We start from the raw sequence: 23,968 nt of genomic DNA, 5'->3' as shown, positions 1-23,968 counted from the left end.
TTGTTTTATGGTATCGGAAAAGCCTGAATTTCTTATTGCAGGAGCTGCCAAGGCAGGTACCACATCGCTCTATCACTACCTGAATCAGCATCCGGAAATTTTTATGTCTCCGGTAAAGGAACCCGACTATTTTGGCGGGCACTTCTGGTCTTTACCGTTAAATGATATTTATGGCCCGGATCCGAAGTTACAAATTTATCAGGATTGGGATGAATACCTATCCTTATTCAGGGAAGGAAAGGGAAAATTGAAAGGTGAGGCGAGTCCGAGTAGCTTTTATTACTTTGCCGAGGCCATTCCTGAAATAAAACGGCGCCTTGATAATCCAAAAATAATCATCATTCTTCGGAATCCGGTTGACCGTGCCTACAGCCATTATACATTCAAAAAACGGGATGTGAAGGAAAATCTGACATTTTCAGATGCCCTTGACGCTGAGGAGAAGCGAATGCAGGAAAATTATCATTATGGATATTTTTACAAGGCACTCGGTTTTTATCACAGGCCTGTTGAAGCCTTTCTGGCTGAATTTTCAGATGTTCATATTGTGCTTCTGGATGAACTCCAGGCAAACCCGGAGCATGTCATAAAAGGAATTTTTCAATTCCTGGATGTTAAAGATGATTTTGAGCCCTCACTGGATGTTGTATATAATGTATCAGGCAACCCAAGGATGAAGGGGCTTAATAAATTTTTACGGAAGAAGAACCCATTCCGGGATTTGATCCGTCCGGTACTGGATGTGGTGCTTTCTGAGAAGTCTAAAACAAAGCTTATGGAGAAGATACACCAGATGAATACTGCGCCAAAGGAGCCGCTTGAAAACAGCACCAGGCAGAAATTACTGGATTTGTACCGATCCGATATAGGAAGATTACAGGATCTCATCAATCGTGATCTTTCACAATGGATGCATTAGTTTCTCCTGCAGTTTGTAAGGGTATATTAGGAAAAAGTAGTTAATTAATACTATACTCGCTTTATGAAAATCGGGATGATCCTGGACAATACATTTCCGCCGGATTCCAGGGTGGAGAATGAAGCTGTTAGCCTGATCAGGGAAGGGCACGAGGTGTTTTTGTTCTGTCTGAATTCCGGTGATCAGCCTGAAAAGGAAATAATCAATGGAATTCAAATTCATCGTTTTCCAACCAATAAGTTCGAATATAAGCTTTCTGCACTTGCTTACACGATACCCTTATATCACTGGCTGATGCGGCCTAAAATCAAGACGTTTATTAACGAAACACAGGTGGAGGTTATCCACATACATGATCTTACGATTGCCCGAGCTGCTTTTGCGGAGGCCAGAAAAGCCGGGAAAAGAGTGGTTCTTGATTTGCATGAAAATCGTCCCGAAATCATGAAGTTTTATGTGCATTTGCAGAAATGGCCTGGAAAATGGCTCATCTCTACGAGGAGATGGAATTCATTTCAGAAGAAATACTGCCATGCAGCGGATGCAGTGATCGTAGTAACTGATGAGGCCAGACAGGACCTTGCCAGCGAATACAGAATTTCTGAGCAAAAATTTGCAGTTGTTCCGAACACCGTCGACACCTCTATTTACCTTTCCTATGAACCGGATCCCGGAATTACTCAGGCATACAAGGATACCTTTAATATACTTTACATGGGTGATACAGGTCTCCGGCGCGGAACAGATACGGCTATTCTTGCCATCGAGTTGCTGAAGGATTCGATTCAGAATGTAAAGCTGATTTTAGTTGGCAGCAATACCGAAGATGCGGAGCTCAGGGAGATCGTTCGGAAAAAGAACCTTGAACCCTATGTACATTTCGCCGGATGGCAGGATGTGTCCCTGTTTCCCAGTTATGTCGAAATTGCCGATGTATGCCTGTCGCCGCTTAAAAGGAACCGCCACCATGACACAACATTTGCCAACAAGATTTTCCAATATATGGCCGGAGGTAAACCACTTGTTGTGAGTGATTGCCCGCCCCAGGTGAGGGTTGTCGAGAATAGTGGGTGCGGGCTTGTGCATCAGGCAGAAAGCCGGAATTCACTGGCAGAATCAATTTTTTATATCCATGAGCATCCTGAAGAATCTCTTGAAATGGGTGAACGTGGCAGACGAGCGGTGATGGAGCAGTGGAACTGGAATCATACTTCCAATGAATTGAGAGCCTTGTATGCCGGGTTAGCGTCTGAACCTGTCAAGAATCAAATCAACTAATTCGCTCAGTTCCGGTGAATATCGCTTCCAGTAAATGACGGGGGCGGTTAATATCAGGAATAATGAGGATTTCAGAATGCTGGCGACCCACAGGTTTTCAGGTAAGGGAAGAAAATAACAAATTATGCCGGCAGCAATCATGATCAGAACTATTTCCATCGTTTTTCCTGTAAATGGATTAAGATCCATTTTGATCTTCAGGAAGGAGAATCGCGCAATATTGTAGGCAAGAATTGCCATGGTGGTTGCCATTGCTGCACCAAGTGTTCCGTACAAGGGAATAAAGACGAAATTCAGTCCGACAGTGATCACCAAAAGCAGTACCGACAAGATGGCATCCACCTTGTAATATTTTGAGTTGACCATGATATATCCGTTGATACCCACACCGGTATCGATCACCTGTGCCAGGCCAAGCATGATGAATATAAGAAAACTATCGGCATATTCTTCCGGAATATAATACAACAATAAGGAGTAATTCAGAGTGATCAGCAGGAAGACTCCACTGCTAAGAATAAGCTGATTTATGGATGATTTTCTGTATAATTCTGAAATAGTCCTATGGTCGTTATCCTTGAATGCATGGGCAATGAGTGACGGTGCGGTACGGGCAATCGAACTTGCAGGCACGCGGATAACAGAAGCCATAGCAGCGGCGATAGCGTAGATACTCACCGAAGACAGACTTTCAAGACTTCCCAGCATGAGACCATCCACCTTATTGATCATGTGTGCAGACAGGCCGCTGAGTACATTGAAAGAGTTGAATTTCCTAATTTCTTTTAAGAAGGTACGGTCACCCGGAGCAATGGTCAGTTCCGTAGGTAATTCCCCAAGTATCCCAATATAGATCAGAGTAATTAAGGCGATCAATGCATAAGATACGGTATAAGCGATGATAAACGTTTCAAAGTCAAATTCTCCTTTGGCATAGAGCAATATCAGGATCATCCACAGTATTCTCAGAAATATGAATGGCAGGGAGGCAGATAAAACATTTTTGAACAGGGCTTTCAGATAGGCATCAAAAAGGTTGTAAAACACCATCGCAATGCTGAAAGGCACCAGTAAATAAAAATATTCTACAAAGAGGCTGGAATTTTCGATATACCAGCTCGTGATTTCAGGTTTAAATATCCAGATCAAAGAAAGTACCAGCGTAAGTCCGCCCGCGCAAATCAAAAACCCGTAATACAATACCTTTCTATGCAGGTATGGGAAATATTTAACGATCATCGAGGGTGTTCCCAGTTGGGAGAACTGTGAAATCACGATGGTCACAGAAAGGAGAATCCGGGTGAGTCCGAACTGGTCACTATCCAGGATGTTGGGAAACAGTATGACCGTATTCACATACCCCAGGAGAATGCCCAGATACTGGATTATGCTGAGCCAAATACTGTTTCTGCGGACAATTCCCATAATATGCGCTTAGCACAAACTTGCAAAAATTTATTTAATACGATCCGGGTTTTCATTGATGAATGATTTCCAGCTTTTAGATCCATTCTTTCTGGTGCCGAACTGAAAGTGATGACAGAGGGCTACAGCAAGGGCATCAGTCGCATCCAGAAGTTTAGGTTGCTCTGTGAAGCTCAACAGCGTCATAATCATCTGCGCCACCTGTTCTTTCGATGCATTTCCATTTCCCGTTACAGATTGCTTCACTTTTTTAGGAGCATATTCCGTTATGGGAATGTCCCTGTTCAGTGCGGCAGCCATGGCTACCCCCTGTGCCCGGCCGAGCTTGAGCATTGACTGTACATTCTTGCCGTAAAAAGGCGCTTCAAGGGCCACTTCATCCGGTGAAAATTCCTCTATCAGGTGGTTAACACGCTCAAATATTTTTTTCAGCTTTAGTTCATGGGACCGATATTTTGAGAGGTGTATGACCCCCAGCTGAAGCAACTTCAGGCGATTTCCCTGAACGAGGATTACTCCATAGCCCATCACATTTGTTCCCGGATCAAGGCCCAGGATGATCCGTTCCAAATTCGAATTTTTCTCTATCTTCACCACCGTTGCAATATAGCTATATGGCCACGAAAAATGAAAGCAGAAAATATTATCTATACCTGATCAAATCAGCGGTTTTCCTGCTGATCCTTTATTTCATTTACCGAAAAGTTGAGGAACATCCGGAAGATTTCCAGAGTCTGCAGCATTTTCTTCAGGATCGGTTATCCGTTGGTATGTTAGTTCTGCTTGCCTTATTGATCCCCGTGAACTGGGGCCTTGAAATTGTGAAATGGCGTTACCTGGTGCGGACCAAATATCCAATAAGCTGGAAGGCAAGTACCGAGGGGGTGCTTTCCGGACTGGCAATGGGTTTTATCACACCCCATGGAATCGGCGATTATTTCGGACGGCTCACTTCTATTGATTTAAAAGGAAAATCCAGTTTTATAGGTTTAATTATGGCAAGTCGTTTTGCCCAATTATCGGTTACAGTTTGTTTCGGTATGTTGGGCGTTACGGTGATTTTGAGTTCGGCTGAAATTGCCATGCTGCTGGGATTGTTTTCAGGAGTGGGAGTGGCAGTCGTTGTGTTACTCAAGTATATCTCCTCAAAAAAACGAAAACGTTACCTCGATTTTATTGGCCGGTACTTTGAAATATTAAGATCACTTACCATCAGATCTTACGCAGTTATATTTGTGTTATCTGTCTTTCGTTATATGACTTTTGCTTTTCAGATGACCCTGGCCATTCGTGTTTTTGCTGATCAGGATTGGTGGCTGTCTTTTGCTGGTACGACATGGATCCTCCTGGCCAAGTCGGTTATCCCCTCGTTTAATTTTCTTAGTGATCTTGGAATCCGGGAATTTTCCGGTATATATTTCTTTGATAATTTTCAGGTGTCACCAGTGCCTGTAATTGCTGCCACCTTGCTGATCTGGTGTTTAAATATAGTATTGCCTACCTTGGCAGGAGCATTTCTGATGCTGAAAATAAGGTTCAAATGATTATACTCCTGGTTTTTCCGGCATTATACTGTATACTCCTACTGGTGTCGATCATCCTTTGGGCCAGGATACCTTCTGTGGGTGTAAATACTGAGGCGAGGAATAGTTTTTCTGTTTTGATACCATTTAGAAATGAAGAGCAGAAACTGGAATCTCTGATGAATTCTCTGCTTGGAGTTGATTACCCGGCAGATCAATTCGAGGTTATATTTATTAATGATCATTCCTCCGACGGGGGGGAGGCAATGATTGAATCAGCCTGTAATAATTATCAAAACTGGAAAATTATAAATCTCAAACAGCAGACCGGGAAAAAGTCTGCGCTGTTAAAAGGGGTTCAGGAAGCCAGATATCCGATTTTAATTACGACAGACGCTGATTGTAATGTACGTCCCGGCTGGCTCAGAACCTATGATCAGGCTTACACACGGCCAGATACACATTTCGTGGCAGGCACCATAGAGCTTGCTTATGAAAAACCCACTCTGCCGGTGATATTCCAGGTGTTTGAACAATATGCTCTCACGGGTTTGACAGGTGTAACCATGCATTCCAGGTATCCAACCATGTGTAACGGAGCTAACCTGAGTTTCACGAAGGAAGCATTCCTGGCAGTGAACGGATATGAAGGTAATGAGCAAATCCCCAGTGGAGATGATCAGTTTCTGTTAAAGAAGGTAACATCGAGGTTCCATGATTCGGCAATTTTTATGAAAGACCCGCAGGCGGCTGTCAGAACGGGGGCAATCACAGAATGGGATGAAATGTTGCATCAGCGGATCAGATGGGCTGCAAAATGGAAATCGACCGGAGGTATGGTTTCTGTGATGGCTGTATTTATTGCATTAACTTATTTCTCCCTCCTGGTTTCATTATTCTTTACACATCAGAGCATGATTGGTGAATATCTGCCGGGAATTCTGTTGACCAAACTTTTTGCAGATGCGTTGTTTGTGGCAGCTGTAGCCGGGAAGAGGATACATGCAGGATTATATATTTATTGGCCAATAATTCAGGTCATTTACCCGTTTTATACGTTGTTTGTGGTATGGAAATCAATTCGCGGAAATTACATATGGAAGGACCGCAGGTATTCCTCCGCAGTTTGACCAGGAAATTCGTATATTCAATTTGTCATTGAAATTTCATGAGTGCTGAATCGATAGAATCAAAGTATAATCTCAAAGAACTTCAGGTTAATGCCTTGCTGGAGATTACACAGGCAATCAATAACAACCTGTCGGAAACCTCCCTGTATAAAATATATGAGTTTACCTTGCGCGCGAACCTGCGCACACAGAAGCTGGCCCTGTTTGTTTTAGACGATGAGTGGGGGTGTAAGATCTGGTTCGGAACCAGCAGGAGCTGTGAGGAGGAAATACCTGCTGAAGATATGCTTGGGCTGAAGACAGTGACAAAACTCAGCGAAGAAAGGGATGATATTTTTGGGGAGTTTGATTATGCGCTGCCCGTGATTCATAAAGATCGCACCCTGGCCATTGTTTTTGTGGGAGGCATGTTAACGAATCATGATCAGGCAACCACGTCGAGCAACCTGAGGTTTATACAGGCCTTGAGTAACATTATCCTGGTGGCTATTGAAAACAAGAAACTGGCACGCCAGCAACTGGAACAGGAATCTCTTCGAAAGGAACTTGAAATCGCCAGTGACGTGCAACATTTTCTTTTTCCGGAGTCTTTGCCGTACGGTCCCCGTTTGAAAATTGAAGCCAGCTATTTACCGCATGACCGGATTGGAGGCGATTATTATGATTATATACCCCTGAACAAAAATCAGTTTTTGCTATGTATCGCAGATGTGAGCGGGAAAGGTATTCCGGCAGCGCTCCTGATGTCGAATTTCCAGGCTTCCCTTCGCACACTGGTCCGCCAAACCGGTAATTTGAGAGAGATCATTGAGGAATTGAATTATCAGATCCTTGAAAATGCCAAGGGAGAAAAATTCATCACCTTTTTCGTATGCATTTATGATCATACATTAAAGACACTGGCCTATATCAATGCAGGCCATAACCCGCCGGTATTAATTAATGGAGAAGATGTACAATGGCTCAAAGAAGGTTCCACTGTCTTAGGGGCAATGCATCCGCTGCCATTTATTAACGAGGGATTTATTACCGATTTGGAAGACTTTGTTCTCTTTTGTTATACGGATGGAGTTACCGAAACGCAGAATGAGGAAGAGGAGGAGTTTGGCGAACACCGACTTTCAAATTTTTTCAAAGACCATCATACCCGCGACTTGAAGAAGATCCATCATGATATCATTATTGCACTGGATAATTTCAAGGGTAAAAATGGATACAGGGATGATATTACTATATTGTCGTGCAAGATTAATCCCTGATGCTGTATTTTCACCGAACACCGGAGCTGCTGAAATGGCTCTATCCCGATCATATATGGCAAATGGAACGAAACTCCGATCGGGTGTATCTCACTTTTGATGACGGCCCGGTTCCTGAAATGACCCCTGCAATACTGGATATTTTACACGAGAAATCCGTGAAGGCCACATTTTTCTGTGTGGGTGACAATGTAAAGAAATACCCGGATATTCTGGACAGAATGTTGCAGGAAGGACATCACGTCGGAAACCACAGCTTCCATCATTTAAATGGCTGGGCAACACCCCGGGAAACATATCTCGCAGATGTGGATGCCTGCACCACTGTATTTCGGGAAAGAGGCGTTCAAACCACCTTATTCAGACCCCCTTACGGTAAAGTGAAAAGAAGCCAGGCACGGGAGATCCTTCAACAGAATAAAATCATCATGTGGGATGTGCTCAGTGGAGATTTCGATCCGGCTTTATCACCGGTGAAATGTTTGTCAAAAACACTAAGCGCTGTCCGCCCGGGATCCATTATTGTGCTGCACGATAACCCTAAAGCGGCGGAAAGAACCTTTTATGTTCTGCCGCGACTTATTGATCACCTTCTTGAATCCGGATTGAAATGCTCAGTAATCCCATATTAATTAATTCCATCATGGGGATCCTCTGTCTTGCAATCTTGCAGGACATCCTCCTGTATTTTCTTTTCAAGCCGTATAAACCCGGAACTACGGATCCTGTTTCGTTGCCATATGTGAGTGTGCTCCTGGCCATGCGTGACGAGGAGGAAAATGTGGATCGTTGTCTGAATGCAATACGGAACCTTGACTATCCGAAAGGCAAAATTGAAATCCTGGTCGGTGATGACGACTCATCAGATAAGACCCTGGAATTGCTGAGAAAACATGAAATGGAAGATGACAGGATACAGGTGATTTCTGTTAGGGAGGAGCTCGGACTGGCAAGGGGCAAAGCGAATGTTCTTGCGCATTTAATAAATAAAGCGGCTGGCAGTGTATTTTTAATCACTGATGCTGATGTCGAATGTAACCCGGCCTGGGCCAAAACCATGGTCGGAAACATACCTGAAAAGGTTGGGGTGATTAACGGACTGACCGGTGTTTCTGGGAATATATTTCAACATTATGAATGGCTTCAGGCACAGGGTATGTTACATGTTCTGCAGCGGTTTATTCCCATTACAGGAATTGGAAATAACATGTTGGTTACCCGGGAGGCATATATGGCCACGGGAGGTTTTGAAACTATCGCATTTTCGGTAACAGAGGATTTTGCACTCACGCGAAGAGTTTTAGAGGAGGGTTTCTCCCTTTCAAGCCGGTTATGCAACAAGGCAAGGGGGACTACTCTTGCCAGAAATGATATTGGATCGTTGCTGTCTCAACGTAAACGCTGGATGCAGGGGGCTGTGAGAATGCCTGTTTTTATTGTGTTCCTTTTGCTGGTGCGAGCGCTGTATTATCCTGCCATTATAAGTGCGTTTATCCTTTTTCCAAAAATTGCTGCGGTGGCTTTTTTAGTCAAAACACTTTTTCAGGCGGGATTGATCCGTGCGGTTAACAGGGAATCTGGAAGAAAACTTATGGTTTTTCCGCTCATGATGTATGAGCTGTATGCCTTTCTAATTTCCTGGGCAGAAATTATTGCTTACCTGATCCCAGGTAAGGTGAAGTGGAAAGGACGGGAATTTACCTGAAATTGGCTTGTGCGCTTATCGAGCTGTAGGAGTCGGTCACCCAGTTCAGAAACATGCCAATACATTCATGGCATATAAAGAAAACTGAGCCCAGCAGGATCATATAAAATACGATCTGAAGCTCATTGTTCGAGACGGCAGAATAAAATTTCATGTTGGTGCTTGTTTAGGTTATCCCAATATATAGATTAAATTCTATTGCACGATAACACTATTGTTACATCAGGAAATCCTCTTTTTTGCGATTTCTGAAGGATTATAATGATACATTTCACGGAATGAACGGGCAAAATAGGATAGATTATTGAATCCTACCTCATAGGCGATCTCTGTGACAGACTTCCCTGACTCCTTTAATAACTGAAATGCACGGCGTAATTTTCGCTCACGGATGTGGTGGCTGCTGGACTTTCCGGTAATCTTCTTAATCTTTCTATGGAGTTGAACACGGCTGATCCTGAGATCTGAGGCCAGGTCCGAAACGGTATATCGCTGATCAGCAAGATGTGCATCGAGCAGGTCGTTGATCTGCTCCAGAAAGTTTTGTTCGGAGTCACTTCTGAATCCATGCATGGAACAATTTAATCATTTTAAAGGGAGAATTCAATACACCTGATGATTGTATGCGTGAATCTCTTAAGAATCCTTAATTTCGCAGAAATTATAAATTCAAACCCTTGATTGACAGCCACGCACATATATATCTGAAGCAATTTGATGAAGACAGGGATGAAGTCGTAGGACGAGCACTTGATAACGGAATCACGCGGATTCTCATGCCCAATGTTGACCATGAGACTATTGAAATCATGTTTGAGGCTGAGATGAAATATCCGGAATCATGCATGGCCATGATGGGGCTGCATCCGTGCAGTGTGGACCGGCATTTTGAACGGGCGTTATACGAAGTGGAAAGCTGGCTTGGAAGCCGCGAATTTGTTGCTATTGGCGAGATTGGAACCGACCTGTACTGGGATCGTACTTATTGGGGGCAGCAGCAGGAAGCATTTAAGATCCAGATGGCATGGGGGGCGGAAAGGGATTTGCCGGTTGTTATTCATTGCCGTGAATCAATCGATGAGACGATAGAACTTGCAGAGTCCCTTCAGCTGTCCGCATATAAGGGTGTCTTTCATTGTTTTACCGGTACACTTGAGCAGGCCCGAAAAATCACAGGCATGGGATTTCATCTGGGTATTGGAGGAGTGGCTACTTTTAAAAACGGAAATCTGGATGAGGTACTTAAAGAAATCCCGCTGGATCGTATATTATTGGAGACAGATAGTCCGTATCTTGCCCCTGTGCCGCACCGCGGCAAAAGAAATGAACCGGCGTTTGTACGGCTGGTTGCTGAAAAGATCGCTGGCGTGAGGACGGTCGGACTGGATGAAGTGATCGCAGAAACCACGCAAAACTGTCAACGTTTATTCGGCATCAAATGAAAACAGAACGAATCCAGGTTATTACGTCTTCAGCCCATGCTCCGGATCGCAGTGTGCTGATCATTTATACCGGTGGAACGCTGGGTATGATCCACAATGACCAGGGGCTCCTGGTTCCGTTTGATTTTGCAAGTATTTTATCCCATGTGCCTTCATTGCGGCAACTCGGGCTTAATCTTACAGTAATTTCGTTCCATCCCCCAATCGATTCCTCTAACATGACACCGTCCTACTGGACGGAAATAGCCAGGATCATACATAATGAATATCTCAATTTCGACGGTTTTGTTGTATTGCACGGAACTGATACCATGGCTTACACGGCTTCGGCGATAAGCTTTATGCTCGAAAACCTGAATAAACCAGTGATTTTCACAGGCGCTCAGTTGCCCATTACAGCATTTCGCAGTGATGCCCGCGAAAACCTTATTACTTCCCTGGAAATCGCTTCCGCTCAGGATAACGGAATTCCAGTTGTTCCCGAAGTGGCGATCTATTTTAATAATGTGTTGCTGCGTGCAAATCGTTCAAAGAAAGTTGAAAGTGTACACTTCGATGCTTTTGAGTCTGAAAACTATCCAATGCTGGCGGAGTCTGGTGTTGTGATCCATTATAATCATGCCATGATCCTTCAGACCCCTGCAGGACCGTTGACACTGCATGACAAATTGGACAACCGTGTTGCCATACTTAAATTATTCCCGGGCATTCCGCGGGAAGTAGTGGAGGCCATTGTAAATGTGGAGGGCTTGAGAGCGGTGGTTTTGGAAACCTTTGGCGCTGGCAATGCAATCTCCGCTGACTGGTTTATCGACTTGTTACGTGTGACTATTGAAAAAGGTGTGGTTATCGTTAATGTGTCTCAGTGCAATGGAGGAAGGGTAATGCAGGGCAGATATGAAACCAGCAAGCAGCTCGAGGCGATCGGTGTTATTGGCGGTGAGGATCTTACGACGGAGTCAGCTGTGACGAAGCTGATGATGGTCCTGGGTGAGGAGACGGATACCGTTCGTGTAAAAAAGCGGTTCATACAGCCCGTATGTGGCGAAATGACTGATTTGAAGGCGCTATTAAATTAATTTTATCCTTGCATAAAGTCTTTTTTATTGATTTATTTGTGACTTGCCTGAACGTAAGGTTTGGGGAACGGAGAGGTGACCGAGTGGTTGAAGGTGCTCGCCTGGAAAGTGAGTGTGCCCCAAAAGGGTACCGGGGGTTCGAATCCCTTCCTCTCCGCTGAATGTTCGAAAAAATTACTAACTTTAATAAATTTTAATTAGCACTTTACCAAACACGTTTAATCATCTCAAACCTTGAGAATCCTAAAACTTAAATTATGAAAAAACTATTTGCATTATTGGCGATTGCAGGGATGATGTCCCTAGGTTACCAGTCTCAGGCTCAGGACGAGCAGGAAACGTCAGATATGGTTGAAGAAACAGTTGATTCTACTGCTGCTGCGGTTGAGGAAGTTGTGGAAGAAGCCGCACCTGTCGCTGTCACGGAAATTGAACCTGAAGTTGAAGAAGAGGCTAAGTCATTCCAGCAGATCATCAAGGAGAAATTCATCGAAGGTGGTGTGGAATGGATGACGCCTGTATTGATCTGTCTAATTCTCGGACTGGCCATTGCAATCGAAAGGATCATTACCTTGAACATGGCAACCACCAACACCAACAAATTGTTGGCAAACGTTGAAGATGCCCTTGCCAATGGTGGTGTGGAAGCTGCGAAAGAAGTTACACGCAATACTAAAGGCCCTGTTGCTTCAATCTTTACTCAGGGATTGATGCGTATGTCTGAAGGTATTGAAATGGTTGAAAAATCGATTATTGCTTACGGTTCCGTAGAAATGGGCCGCCTGGAGAGAGGTCTTGTTTGGATCTCACTTTTCATCGCACTGGCTCCGATGCTTGGTTTTACCGGTACTGTAATTGGTATGATCGCGGCATTTGATGCGATTGAAGCTGCGGGTGATATTTCACCCCAGATTGTTGCGAACGGTATTAAAGTGGCCCTCCTTACCACGGTAGCGGGTCTGTTCGTAGGTATCATACTGCAAATTTTCTACAATTACCTTGTGTCTAAAATTGATTCCCTGGTTAATCAGATGGAGGATGCATCCATCACACTTGTTGACCTGCTTGTAAAACACAAGCTCAGCGGCAAGTCTTGATTTAATGTTGGAATTAAAATTAATTAACACATGGAAACTTTTGTAAACATAGCGATCCCTGTAGCCTTGATTATGGTGTTGGCAGCGGCAGTATTGTCACTCGCATTACCATTGATCAAGTCGTTGGGTGAGCCTAAAGTACTCTTGAAGAGCCTTCTGGGAGTTGCTGCCATCGCAGTGGTTTTCCTGATTGGCTGGGCAATTGCCGGAGATGAAGTTACTGCAAAATATGCGTCACAAGGTATCACCGAAAGCGGTTCTAAACTGGTAGGCGGTGCACTTACCACGATGTATATTCTGTTTATACTCGCAGTAATCGGAATTGTATTTAGTGAGTTTAATAAAGCATTGAAATAATGGCCAGAAACAGGAAAAGGGAAGATCCCCAAATCAATTCGAGCTCGATGGCAGACATTGCCTTCCTGCTGCTGATCTTCTTTCTTGTGACGACTACCATTGCCAATGATCGAGGTCTGTTTATTCCGCTTCCCCCGGATCCGGAAACGATGGAAGATGTGGATATTAAGATTCCTGAAAGGAACCTTTTCAAGATCCAGATCAACTCGGCTGACCGCTTATTGGTTGAAGGAGAACCGTTAGAAGATGTATCCGCGATCAAACCTATGATTAAGGAGTTTGTGCTTAACTATGGCGCAGATCCTGAGTCTTCGGATAGTCCGGAAGAAGCCATCGTTTCACTGAAGACCGACCGTGGTACCACACAGGCGAGATTCATTGAGGTTCTGGATGAAATTCAGGGAGCCTACTATGATATCTACGCAGACCGTGCCGGGGTAACAAACCAGGGATGGCGTAAGATCATCGATAACCTGAACGATCCGGAGAACAGGCGATTGTATGACGTGGGAAGAGGTATGACGCCGGAAGGCAAACCTGAATTCCCCATGAATATTTCAATTGCAGAACCTACTAAAATCGGAGGGTGATATGTCGAAATTCAAGAAAAAAGCAAATACCAAACAGGAAATACCTACCTCGGCACTGCCGGATATTATTTTCATGCTGTTGTTCTTCTTCATGGTGACCACGGTGTTGCGTGAAGTGACCATCAACGTGAAACAGCGTATCCCCGAAGCTTCGCAGCTGAGAAAGCTGGAGCGCAAGTCACTGGTAAGTTACCTGTATGTAGGTGAACCGAAGAAAACAGAACAGTGGGGATCAGAACCGCGAATTCAGGCGAATGACCAGTTCATCGAACCAAAAGATGTTATTCTTTGGGTGAGCCAGGAAAAGGATAAGCTCGATGAAAATGAACGTGACCAGATCACGATTGCTATGAAGGTTGATAAGGAAGCGAAACGCGGACTTATATCCGACATCGAGTTGCAGTTGCGTAAGGCCAATGCCCGTAAACTGCTGTACACTACGCTTCAGGAAACGGAGTAAGTGTTGAAATAAATAATGCAAATTAAAAGGGTTCCATTTGATCATGGAACCCTTTTTTAATGGTATGAAGCTCAACGATCCGAAAATAATTAACGGCTGGTGCATGTACGACTGGGCAAACTCAGTGTACTCACTCGTGATCACATCGGCCATTTTTCCGGTTTATTACCAGGAGGTTACCGCATCTGAATTCTCAGATACCGTTCAGTTCTTCGGATTTGGTATTTCAAATACAGTCCTGTATTCCTATGCCTTGTCGGCTTCTTTTCTGATCACAGCGATCATCTTGCCGCTGCTTTCGGGGATGGCAGACTACAGTGGCCGAAAGAAGAACTTCATGAAGGGATTTGTCCTGGTAGGAGGTCTGGCATGTATGGGGTTGTATTTTTTCAGGGGAGACAATATTGAATTGGGAATTTTACTTTCCATGCTCGCTAGTATCGGGTATAGCGGAAGCCTTGTTTTCTATGACGCATTTCTGCCAGAGATTGCCACCCCGGATCGCTTTGATAAAATATCTGCCCGTGGTTATGCATTCGGCTACGTTGGCAGTGTGATCCTGCTGCTGTTCAATATATTCATGCTCATGAAACCGGATCTGTTTGGAATACCGGAAGAACAGGGAGACCTGGCGGCACGTATATCATTTCTAATGGTAGGTCTCTGGTGGATTGGGTTCTCTATTATCACCTTCATAAGACTTCCAAATAATCCGTATAACCGGAAGGCAGAAGGAAATATTTTGACTGAAGGTTATCTTGAAATTCAGCGGGTGTATAATTCCCTGTCGGATCTTCCAAATTTGAAGAAGTTCCTGTTTTCGTTCTTTTTCTATAATATGGGTGTTCAAACCGTGATGTACCTGGCCGCCAGCTTTGGATCAAAAGAGCTAAAGATGGCCTCTGAAAGCCTGATTCTCATTGTGCTCATCATTCAGCTTGTAGCCATTGCAGGGGCATACTTTTTCGCTCATCTGTCTCAACGGAAGGGAAACCGGTATTCACTGATTATCATGATTAATATTTGGATCCTGATATGTCTGGCAGCTTATTTTGTATATACCACACCTCAATTTTTCGCGCTTGCCTTTGCAGTCGGACTCGTGATGGGAGGTATCCAGAGCCTTTCCCGGGCAACCTATGCAAAGCTGATTCCTGAAAGCAGCATCGATCACGCGTCTTATTTCAGTTTCTATGATGTCACCTATTATATTTCCACAGTGGTTGGCACCTTCGTTTACGGCCTTATTGAACAACTTACCGGTAGCATGCGAAGCAGTACTCTTGCACTGATGATATTCTTTGTGATCGGACTGTTATTGATGCTGGCGGTACGAATTCCGCATAGCAGGAAATCGGTTCTTTAAATAAAGGAATCCTGATACAAATAAAGAATTACGCTGATAGCCACACTCAGGTATACCACTACGATCGGGAAGCCAAACTTCAGAAAATCTTTGAATGAGTATCCTCCGGGACCAAAGACGATAAGATTCGTCTGATATCCAATCGGTGTGAGGAAAGCCGCGGATGCAGCATAGGCTAATCCCAGGTAATATGGGGTGCCATCCACACCAATACTATTGCTCACCGCATATACGACAGGGAAAATAATGGCCACAGCACCAACATTGGTGATAAAGGAGGTGAGAATGGTTGTGAAGATCATTACACCGGCAAGGATTGCAATACTTCCATAGGGTTGCAGTAATCGTACTACCTCCAATGCCAGCAGATCACCTGTACCCGTACGGATCATGGCTTCACCGATTGATATCGACAGAACAAGTATCGCAACCATATTAATATCCAGATCACGCTTGATGTTTTTTACCGTTATCAGTTTCATGGCGGTCATGACAACGAAAATGATCAGCAGTGAGGTAAATAGGTTAAACGCCTGGGTAATGAGTAAAATCAGCGCAAGACAGGCCACAGTAATCAGCCTTCTTACACTGGACCTGCGGGGCTGAATTTCCTTTTGATCCCCGGCAATCACATACATATCCTTATAGAGGTCGACCCTGTCACCGAATTGCTCGCCGGCATACATAAGCAGAACGTCGCCTGCCCGCAATTTCACATCACCAATCTTACCACTGAGTTTTTCACCGTTTCGATGTATGGCAACGACGGCCGCATCATAACGTTCCCTGAAATTCGCTTCCTTCACTGTTTTTCCATTGATACTCGAGTTTCCACTCAGTACTGCTTCCACGATGTGAATTTGCTTTTTAGGATCAGATTGAACCTGCTCGGGATACCGGATGCCAAGTTCACCCAATTTCAAATCAACGATGGGATCTGTATTTCCAGCAAAAATCAGAATGTCCCCCTGTTCAATAATTTCCTGCGGCTTCACAGGAGAGATCGTTTCTTCGCTTCGTATAATCTCCACCAGGTAAATGCCTCTAAGGTTTCGCAGCCCACCTTCAATTACAGTTTTTCCAATCAGTGAGGAGTTTCGGTCGAGACGTTTTTCAATCAGGTATTCCCGCTGGTTTACCTTGAACTCTTCAATGAGATCTTTATTATCCGGAAGTATGTGCTGAGCGAAAATGACCATAAACAGGATTACTGCGACCGCAACGCATAGTCCGGTGATCAGCAGATCCAGTGAATGCAGTCCGGGAAGCCCGTTCTCTATCATGAAACCGTTCAATACCAGGGTGGTGGAGGTTCCAATGATTGTGATCATACCGCCAACGATTGTTCCATAGGATAGTGGAATCAGGAGTTTCGACGGCGATATACGGTGTTTTTTACCCCATTCAAATACATAGGGCGTCATCAGAACGACGACTGGGGTGTTATTTACAAACGAGGATAAAACGGCAACCTTGGCCAGCATCCCGGCCAGAAATCGCCGATAAGTTTTAGCCCTGCCAAAGACGCGGTCCAATATCCGTTCGGTATTAAAATTGGAACGGATCCCTGCCGTAATCAGGACAAGGATGATCACGCTTGCGATCGATTGATTTGAAAATCCGATCAATACATCCCCCGGTGACAAAATACCCAGCAGGATGAACAAAATCACAGCCAGCAGAAAACTCACCGTGTGTTGTATCCATTCCGTATATAAAAGGATAAACATCAGAATCAGGATTCCGATGACAAAATAGGGCTGAAGTTCAGGGGAAAGTGTAAAAATCATTTCGTCTTCTACTGCGCTCGAATATAGTGACTTCAGCTCAAAATTCTCAATCCGAACCTCTATCTTTCTTGAATAGGGACCGTCTGACATATATTTCCGAAGATGTAGTCGTAACTTAGCGAATATGGTAAGGCTGAATCTTCCTCCATTTAATATCAATGTGCGCAAAAGCCAGGGGAGGCTGGAGATCTTCGATGTAATTCGGAAAAAATTCATCGTTCTGACCCCCGAGGAGTGGGTTCGTCAGCATATGGTGCATTACCTCAAAAATGATCTGAACTATCCGCTCTCACTGATTCAGATAGAAGGCGGGTTGAAGTACAATAAACTTCAGAAAAGAACCGATATCCTCGTGTTTAATAAACAGGGTAATCCTGCCGTACTGGTTGAGTGTAAGTCCTACAAGATGAAAGACATGGGGGAAAAGGTTTTTCAACAGGCTGCCATGTATAACCGGGAAATGAAAGCACCGTACCTTGTTATCACCAATGGGTGGGGGTATTATTGCTGGTCATTCAGGGAAGGGGATATCCGCCAGGAAAAAGAAATCCCTGCCTGGAATGAGATCAACAGGCAGGGATAAAAGTTACTGTATATTTTTTTAGATCAGATGCTCTTCCACACGTACAAATGGCAGGTCAAATGCTTCGGCAACAGCTTCGTAAACGACATCGCCTTTGATAACATTAAGACCCAATAACAGCTCCCGATTTTCCTTGCATGCCTTTTTCCATCCTTTATTAGCCAGTTCTATAGCATAAGGAAGTGTGGCGTTGGTGAGTGCTAGAGTGGAGGTATAGGGTACAGCACCAGGCATATTTGCCACGCAGTAATGTAGAATGCCATCGATCACGTATGTCGGATCTTCATGAGTCGTCGGTTTGCATGTTTCAATGCATCCGCCCTGGTCAACCGCAACGTCTACGAGTACTGTTCCTTCCCGCATTTCCTTCAGCATATCACGTGTAATCAGGTGTGGTGCCTTGGCTCCATGGATGAGTACGGCACCTACAATAAGGTCATGTGTGGGTACCAGTTCCCTGATGTTATATTCGTTTGACATGAATGTGTTCACATTGGCTGGCATCACATCGTCAAGGTAACGCAGGCGGGGAAGGTTAACATCCATGATGGTCACATCGGCACCCATACCTGCAGCCATTTTCGCAGCGTTGGTTCCAACAACACCGCCACCAAGGATCAACACCTTTGCCGGACGAACACCGGGTACACCTCCCAGCAGGATACCCCGGCCCTTGAGGGGTTTTTCGAGATATTTAGCACCTTCCTGGATAGCCATACGGCCTGCAACTTCCGACATGGGAACCAGAAGGGGCAGACTGTGATCAGCCTTTTCAACTGTTTCATATGCCAGACATACCGCCCCGCTCTTGATCATAGCGTGTGTAAGCGGTTCGTAGGATGCAAAATGGAAATAAGTGAAAACCAGTTGATCCTTCTTAATTAATTCATATTCAGGTTCAATTGGCTCTTTCACCTTCATAATCATTTCGGCTTTGTCATAAACAGCCTCGATAGTTGGCAATATGCTTGCGCCTGCCTGTACATATTCGTCATCAGGAAAACCACTGCCTTCCCCGGCGTGGGTTTGAATATATACCTCATGTCCCCTTTTGACAAGTTCCTGAGCTCCTCCGGGTGTGAGGGCTACGCGATTTTCGTTGTTTTTAATTTCCTTGGGTACTCCAATGATCATGATATAGTGATTTTAGCATTCCAGCCACAAATATAATCACTCATGACCGTTCGGAACATAGATTTATGAATGATGGTTTTGCAGGCATCGATAAAAAAAATTAAAACCATATTAAATTTTATATAATGTATGTTATACAAAATAATAGATTGGTAAATCGCGTTTTTATTTATCAATATTGGGAAAAAAATTTCCTGATTTTTTATCTGCTCTATTTTGGAAAAGTATCTCTATTTGTCAGATCATACCTTTTAATGTAATTTAGAGCCGGAAATCCGAACGGGAATTTTTTAAAACATATTAAATAAAGTGAGTATCGCCAAGACAGCCAGAAAGACGAAAAATTCTACCGAAGTATTACAGGACTTTAGGTTAGCTTGTGAAAGCCGGGAAGCCAGTTTACTTGGCAGGAAAGAGGTTTTTATGGGCAAGGCCAAATTCGGTATTTTTGGAGATGGCAAGGAGCTGGCGCAGATCGCAATGGCTAAGGTTTTTCAGCCCGGTGATTTCAGGTCAGGTTATTATCGCGATCAGACCTTCATGCTGGCAATAGGTGAACTCACACTGCAACAATATTTCGCACAGTTGTACGCTCATACAGATGTTGAAGCGGATCCGGCTTCTGCCGGGCGACTGATGAATGGTCACTTTGCAACGCGTATGTTGGATGATGAGGGCCGTTTAAAGGAAATCAGCAAGCTTAAAAACAGCAGTGCCGATATATCACCAACCGCCGGACAAATGCCACGGCTGGTCGGACTTGCCTGGGCATCAAGCCTGTTTCGTCAACGGAAAGATCTCCATCGATTCACTGAACTTTCTAATAAGGGCAATGAAATAGCCTTTGGTACGATTGGAAATGCATCTACCTCGGAGGGTATGTTTTATGAATCCATCAATGCGGCGGGGGTTCTTCAGGTACCGATGTTAACCTCGGTCTGGGATGATGATTATGGTATTTCCGTTCCGAAGGAATATCACACAACAAAATATAGTATCTCCAAAGCGCTGGCAGGTATGCAGCGGACAAAGAACGAACCGGGGCTTGAGATCATGACGGTGAAAGGTTGGGATTATCGTGCCTTGATTGCTGCATATGAGAAAGCCGCCAAAATTTGCAGGGAGGATCATGTGCCCGTGCTACTGCATGTAACAGAGGTTACCCAGCCACAGGGCCATTCCACCTCCGGATCCCATGAGCGTTATAAATCCAAGGAGCGTCTTGAATGGGAGGCAGAGCATGATTGCATTCGTATGATGCGTAACTATATCCTTCAGGAGGGTTTTGCTGATGAGGCCACTCTTGATGAGATTGAAAAGAAAGCTAAATCCACCGCAAAAGCGGCAAAGGATGCCGCATGGAAAGCCTTTAACTCCCAGTTAAAGGCTGCAGAGGATGAAGCCCTGGCGCTGATCGATATGGCCATGGAACAAAGTATCCATAAAACTGCACTGAAAGAAATCAGGCAGGAATTGGCAACTACCGTAAATCCCATCCGGATGGATTCGGATCGTGCGGTTCGTAAAGCCTTACGTACTATACGTGAAGAGGAACTCGAGGTAAAAGATCGCTTGCGAACCTGGATAAAGCGGGAGGAGAATGCAAATTTCGACAGGTTCAGCTCACATCTGTATAGTCAGTCTGAGGAGGCAGCCACAAATATTGAGGTTGTTCCCCCGGTATATTCCGAATCAAGCAAGTTAGTTGACGGCAGGGAAGTACTCCAGGCCTGTTTTGACGAGGCGCTTGCACGCGATCCGCGTGTCTTTGCCTTCGGTGAAGATGTTGGGAAAATTGGAGATGTTAATCAGGCTTTTGCAGGTCTTCAGCAAAAGTATGGTGAATTAAGAGTTACAGACACCGGAATCAGGGAGACGACCATTATCGGACAAGGGATTGGAGCCGCATTGAGGGGATTGAAGCCCATCGCTGAAATTCAATATCTTGATTACCTGATTTATGCCCTGCCCACCCTGAGTGATGATCTTGCAACGCTTCAGTATCGTACGAAAGGCGGGCAAAAAGCTCCCCTTATCATCCGTACAAGGGGTCACAGACTTGAAGGTGTTTGGCATGCCGGATCTCCGCTGGGTATGATTTTACATAGCTTGCGTGGCATTTACGTATTGGTTCCAAGGAACATGACGCAGGCAGCGGGTTTCTACAATACAATGCTGCAGTCAGACGATACAGCCCTGATCATCGAATGCCTGAATGGTTACCGGCTTAAAGAGAAAGTTCCTGATAATATCGGGACATTTACTGTACCACTCGGCCATCCCGATATATTGCGTGAGGGGAATGATGTAACCATTGTGACCTATGGTTCTATGTGCAGAATAGTCATGGAGGCAGCCCATCAACTTGAATCAGAAGGTATTTCCTGTGAAGTGATCGATGTTCAGTCATTGCTGCCTTTCGATGTTAATCACAAGATCGTAGAATCTGTCAGGAAGACGAATCGCCTGGTATTCGCCGATGAAGATGTTCCCGGTGGTGCCAGCGCATTTATGATGCAGCAGGTGGTTGAAGGACAGAATGCCTGGAGATACCTCGATTCGAAACCGGTGACTATCAGCGCAAGAGAGCACCGGCCAGCGTATGCTTCGGATGGGGATTATTATTCAAAGCCAAATACCGAAACCGTGTTTGATGCGGTTTATAAAATGATGGCTGAGGCTTTACCCAACCGTTTTCCTGATATTTACTAAAGATGTATAAATGGATGATCTGTCCGGGTTACCCGATGGATTACTGAATTTCATCGAGTCGGAATGCAGGCGTTTCAATTTCGTTGCTTTTGTGTCCTGCCCGATCATAGATAAATACCTTCAGTTTTATTCGATTGTTTTGAAAGGTGCTTCTCCAGCCGACACTCGTCATACGATATGTAATTACACCTTCGGATGATTTGTCCCTGCCAATTTCATTAATGAGCGGAAAGCGGCCGTTGTAATTAACGTTGCATTCTGGCGGACGGGAAAATTCCCAAAAGAACTCTTCGAAATCATTGCTTCCTGGAACATTTTCCACGAAGAATTTCACATACATATTATTGAATCGCGGATTTTTTTGATAGTAGACAGTATCATCGACAATCGGCTGATCACTTTGAGGTCCGAAAATCTGTATCTCCCTCCAATATTGGCAATATTCGGGGAAGCTGTAATCGGGTAAGGTATCCAGTTCAGGAATGTTGCGACGATCGGAAAACCGGATAATATTATTTACGAGTTCGAGATCTGATTGAGATGCCCCGGATAGTGTATCCAGTGCATATTCAGTAATTCTTTCCGAAACAGGATTGAAGGCAAAAAGCGAGAAATCATTGAAAGGTGACTCACGGTCACGCGGATCCTCTGCCCGTAATCCCAAATCTCCGTCTCCATCCTCGAAATCAATTTTTAAAATCAGTGAATCAGACTCCAGAAAACCTCCGACCTCCACATACCTTATATCGTTGAACGAAATGTTGGGTGTTATCGGGAATTCCTCCGTATCAACGCAGGAAACCATGCCAAGCATAAGGACGGATAACCATAAAACATTTATCTTCATGCCTAAAATTACTATTTAATCCAAGATAATCCGAAAACACTGGCCCCTTTTGAACATATCAAGCGACTGATTGACGGCGGTGAACTCATCGATTTCGACAGGCTGGCAATGGAGGTATTCCATCTGCAGGCCGGTCAAAACCCGGTTTACCGGGCTTTCCTTCATTATCTTGGTGTCAATCCAACTAATATAACGCAGATTCATCAGGTTCCGTTTATGCCGGTTGAATTTTTTAAGCAACACCGTATCGCCACGGGCAACTGGGAGGAGAAGGAAGTATTTACAAGCAGTGGAACAACCGGAATGCGTGTTAGCCAGCACTTCATAGAGGATCCTGGGTTTTACCTGCGCCATTCATTGCAAATCTTTGAGTCGTTTTACGGTGCGGTAACTGACTACCACATCCTCGCTCTTCTCCCTGGATACCTTGAACGGGAGGGGTCATCCCTTATCGCGATGGTTCAGTATTTCATAGAGCGATCTGAAGACAGCCATGGTGGTTTCTTTCTTCATAATCATGATGAATTACGTGAGCGGATTACCTGGCTTTCGCAGAACAGTGATCGAAAAATATTACTGCTTGGCGTATCCTTTGCACTCCTTGATTTCGCTGAGGAAGGTGATATTCCGGAGCTGAACAACCTTATCGTAATGGAAACCGGAGGGATGAAGGGGAGACGAAAGGAGATTTTGCGGGAGGAATTGCATGAAACACTTTGCAAGGCCTTTCATGTCACAGAAATTCACTCTGAATACGGCATGACAGAGTGTTTGTCCCAGTCATATTCAAAGGGCGGAGGTATCTTCCGTATGCCTTTCAGCATGCGTATTTACCTTCGTGATGCAAATGATCCGCTTGACAGCAGCAATGAAGTGAGCAGGGGTGCCATCAATATCATTGACCTGGCAAATGTGCACAGTTGTTCTTTTCTTCAGGTAGGGGATTTAGCTGAGAAAACAGCCAACGGATTCCGGGTTCTCGGCCGGATGGATAATTCCGATGTTCGCGGTTGCAATTTAATGGTTCAGAGTTCGTTTTAATGGTGTACTTTGGAACAGAATGTACTTTTTTGTGGTTTTAAAGTACTAAAAGTAAATATTTCACTATATTTCGAATTCGAAAATTTAAAATTGTACACATGAAAGTTCGAATCGCCCTGTTTTTGTTTGTTGTTTTCGGATTATCTGCATGCAGCCAGTATACCTGTCCGACCTATTCAAAGGAAGATGTTAAGAAAGAGGTAAGCGAAGAGCAACACATTTGATCTGAAG

At 44.4% G+C, this 23,968-nt stretch carries 25 protein-coding genes and 1 tRNA gene; 19 read left to right on the top strand and 7 right to left on the bottom strand.

Annotated features, from left to right (window positions below):
- The first annotated feature begins 7 nt into the window (after nt 1-7).
- Both LDX50_RS16095 and LDX50_RS16090 read left to right on the top strand, forming a co-directional pair.
- The gene (locus LDX50_RS16095) at nt 8-919 is read left to right on the top strand and encodes a sulfotransferase domain-containing protein (RefSeq protein WP_225698329.1); all 912 of its coding nucleotides are present in this window, start codon (nt 8-10) and stop codon (nt 917-919) included.
- Nucleotides 920-982: 63 nt separating this feature from the next.
- Nucleotides 983-2,197, top strand: coding sequence for a glycosyltransferase family 4 protein (locus tag LDX50_RS16090; protein ID WP_225698328.1), 1,215 nt, complete (start codon nt 983-985; stop codon nt 2,195-2,197).
- Here LDX50_RS16090 and LDX50_RS16085 read toward each other — a convergent pair.
- Together LDX50_RS16085 and ruvC are read right to left on the bottom strand one after the other, a co-directional pair.
- The gene (locus tag LDX50_RS16085; protein ID WP_225698327.1) at nt 2,162-3,622 is read right to left on the bottom strand and encodes a lipopolysaccharide biosynthesis protein; all 1,461 of its coding nucleotides are present in this window, start codon (nt 3,620-3,622) and stop codon (nt 2,162-2,164) included. The two genes, LDX50_RS16090 and LDX50_RS16085, sit on opposite strands and share 36 nt — an antisense overlap.
- 30 nt (nt 3,623-3,652) lie before the next feature.
- Entirely contained in the window at nt 3,653-4,219 is a 567-nt protein-coding gene (gene ruvC, locus LDX50_RS16080; RefSeq protein WP_225698326.1) for a crossover junction endodeoxyribonuclease RuvC, read from the bottom strand.
- A gap of 17 nt (nt 4,220-4,236) precedes the next feature.
- Between ruvC and LDX50_RS16075 the strand changes: the two genes are divergently transcribed.
- The 5 genes from LDX50_RS16075 to LDX50_RS16055 are packed head-to-tail and all read left to right on the top strand — an operon-like array spanning nt 4,237 to nt 9,239.
- Entirely contained in the window at nt 4,237-5,166 is a 930-nt protein-coding gene (locus LDX50_RS16075) for a lysylphosphatidylglycerol synthase domain-containing protein (protein ID WP_225698325.1), read from the top strand.
- Entirely contained in the window at nt 5,163-6,275 is a 1,113-nt protein-coding gene (locus LDX50_RS16070; RefSeq protein ID WP_225698324.1) for a glycosyltransferase, read from the top strand. The genes LDX50_RS16075 and LDX50_RS16070 overlap by 4 nt, the downstream gene beginning before the upstream one ends.
- Nucleotides 6,276-6,313: 38 nt before the next feature.
- Nucleotides 6,314-7,534 carry a GAF domain-containing SpoIIE family protein phosphatase gene (locus tag LDX50_RS16065; RefSeq protein WP_225698323.1) on the top strand — a complete coding sequence of 407 codons (1,221 nt, stop codon included), beginning with the start codon at nt 6,314-6,316 and terminating at the stop codon, nt 7,532-7,534.
- Entirely contained in the window at nt 7,534-8,166 is a 633-nt protein-coding gene (locus tag LDX50_RS16060) for a polysaccharide deacetylase family protein (protein ID WP_225698322.1), read from the top strand. The genes LDX50_RS16065 and LDX50_RS16060 overlap by 1 nt, the downstream gene beginning before the upstream one ends.
- An 11-nt stretch (nt 8,167-8,177) precedes the next feature.
- Entirely contained in the window at nt 8,178-9,239 is a 1,062-nt protein-coding gene (locus LDX50_RS16055; RefSeq protein ID WP_225698321.1) for a glycosyltransferase family 2 protein, read from the top strand.
- On the opposite strand, the gene LDX50_RS16050 is transcribed toward LDX50_RS16055, so the two are convergent.
- Both LDX50_RS16050 and LDX50_RS16045 read right to left on the bottom strand, forming a co-directional pair.
- Nucleotides 9,232-9,393, bottom strand: coding sequence for a hypothetical protein (locus LDX50_RS16050; RefSeq protein ID WP_225698320.1), 162 nt, complete (start codon nt 9,391-9,393; stop codon nt 9,232-9,234). The genes LDX50_RS16055 and LDX50_RS16050 overlap by 8 nt on opposite strands.
- 68 nt (nt 9,394-9,461) lie before the next feature.
- Nucleotides 9,462-9,812 carry a helix-turn-helix transcriptional regulator gene (locus LDX50_RS16045; protein WP_225698319.1) on the bottom strand — a complete coding sequence of 117 codons (351 nt, stop codon included), beginning with the start codon at nt 9,810-9,812 and terminating at the stop codon, nt 9,462-9,464.
- A 104-nt stretch (nt 9,813-9,916) separates the two neighbouring features.
- Between LDX50_RS16045 and LDX50_RS16040 the strand changes: the two genes are divergently transcribed.
- From LDX50_RS16040 to LDX50_RS16005, 8 genes are all read left to right on the top strand, one after another.
- Entirely contained in the window at nt 9,917-10,681 is a 765-nt protein-coding gene (locus tag LDX50_RS16040; RefSeq protein WP_225698318.1) for a TatD family hydrolase, read from the top strand.
- Nucleotides 10,678-11,760, top strand: coding sequence for an asparaginase (locus LDX50_RS16035; protein WP_225698317.1), 1,083 nt, complete (start codon nt 10,678-10,680; stop codon nt 11,758-11,760). The genes LDX50_RS16040 and LDX50_RS16035 overlap by 4 nt, the downstream gene beginning before the upstream one ends.
- A 69-nt stretch (nt 11,761-11,829) precedes the next feature.
- A tRNA-Ser gene (locus LDX50_RS16030) sits at nt 11,830-11,917 on the top strand.
- Nucleotides 11,918-12,017: 100 nt separating this feature from the next.
- On the top strand, nt 12,018-12,857 hold the full coding sequence (locus LDX50_RS16025) for a MotA/TolQ/ExbB proton channel family protein (RefSeq protein ID WP_225698316.1): 840 nt from the start codon (nt 12,018-12,020) through the stop codon (nt 12,855-12,857).
- A gap of 30 nt (nt 12,858-12,887) precedes the next feature.
- Nucleotides 12,888-13,214, top strand: coding sequence for a hypothetical protein (locus tag LDX50_RS16020; RefSeq protein ID WP_225698315.1), 327 nt, complete (start codon nt 12,888-12,890; stop codon nt 13,212-13,214).
- Nucleotides 13,214-13,804, top strand: a complete 591-nt coding sequence (locus LDX50_RS16015; RefSeq protein ID WP_225698314.1) for an ExbD/TolR family protein — start codon at nt 13,214-13,216, stop codon at nt 13,802-13,804. The genes LDX50_RS16020 and LDX50_RS16015 overlap by 1 nt, the downstream gene beginning before the upstream one ends.
- Before the next feature lies 1 nt (nt 13,805).
- Entirely contained in the window at nt 13,806-14,264 is a 459-nt protein-coding gene (locus LDX50_RS16010; protein ID WP_225698313.1) for an ExbD/TolR family protein, read from the top strand.
- 43 nt (nt 14,265-14,307) lie between these two features.
- On the top strand, nt 14,308-15,630 hold the full coding sequence (locus LDX50_RS16005; RefSeq protein WP_225698312.1) for an MFS transporter: 1,323 nt from the start codon (nt 14,308-14,310) through the stop codon (nt 15,628-15,630).
- Here LDX50_RS16005 and LDX50_RS16000 read toward each other — a convergent pair.
- On the bottom strand, nt 15,627-17,510 hold the full coding sequence (locus LDX50_RS16000) for an SLC13 family permease (RefSeq protein WP_225698311.1): 1,884 nt from the start codon (nt 17,508-17,510) through the stop codon (nt 15,627-15,629). The two genes, LDX50_RS16005 and LDX50_RS16000, sit on opposite strands and share 4 nt — an antisense overlap.
- A 34-nt stretch (nt 17,511-17,544) precedes the next feature.
- Between LDX50_RS16000 and LDX50_RS15995 the strand changes: the two genes are divergently transcribed.
- Entirely contained in the window at nt 17,545-18,003 is a 459-nt protein-coding gene (locus tag LDX50_RS15995) for a type I restriction enzyme HsdR N-terminal domain-containing protein (RefSeq protein ID WP_225698310.1), read from the top strand.
- 18 nt (nt 18,004-18,021) lie between these two features.
- Here LDX50_RS15995 and ald read toward each other — a convergent pair whose 3' ends face one another.
- A complete protein-coding gene (ald, locus tag LDX50_RS15990; protein WP_225698309.1) occupies nt 18,022-19,137 on the bottom strand; it encodes an alanine dehydrogenase in 1,116 nt (371 codons plus the stop codon).
- A 309-nt stretch (nt 19,138-19,446) separates the two neighbouring features.
- Between ald and LDX50_RS15985 the strand changes: the two genes are divergently transcribed.
- The gene (locus LDX50_RS15985) at nt 19,447-21,849 is read left to right on the top strand and encodes an alpha-ketoacid dehydrogenase subunit alpha/beta (RefSeq protein WP_225698308.1); all 2,403 of its coding nucleotides are present in this window, start codon (nt 19,447-19,449) and stop codon (nt 21,847-21,849) included.
- 40 nt (nt 21,850-21,889) lie between these two features.
- Here LDX50_RS15985 and LDX50_RS15980 read toward each other — a convergent pair whose 3' ends face one another.
- Complete coding sequence (locus LDX50_RS15980) at nt 21,890-22,696, bottom strand: hypothetical protein (RefSeq protein WP_225698307.1); 807 nt, start codon at nt 22,694-22,696, stop codon at nt 21,890-21,892.
- A 108-nt stretch (nt 22,697-22,804) separates the two neighbouring features.
- Between LDX50_RS15980 and LDX50_RS15975 the strand changes: the two genes are divergently transcribed.
- Nucleotides 22,805-23,737, top strand: coding sequence for an acyl transferase (locus tag LDX50_RS15975; RefSeq protein WP_225698306.1), 933 nt, complete (start codon nt 22,805-22,807; stop codon nt 23,735-23,737).
- 98 nt (nt 23,738-23,835) lie between these two features.
- Nucleotides 23,836-23,961, top strand: a complete 126-nt coding sequence (locus LDX50_RS30815) for a hypothetical protein (protein WP_255647362.1) — start codon at nt 23,836-23,838, stop codon at nt 23,959-23,961.
- Nucleotides 23,962-23,968: the final 7 nt, after the last annotated feature.

It is taken from the genome of Fulvivirga sedimenti (genome assembly GCF_020328055.1).
Note: the sequence above shows the minus strand (reverse complement) of the source record. Positions and strands in the feature narration are given on the sequence as shown.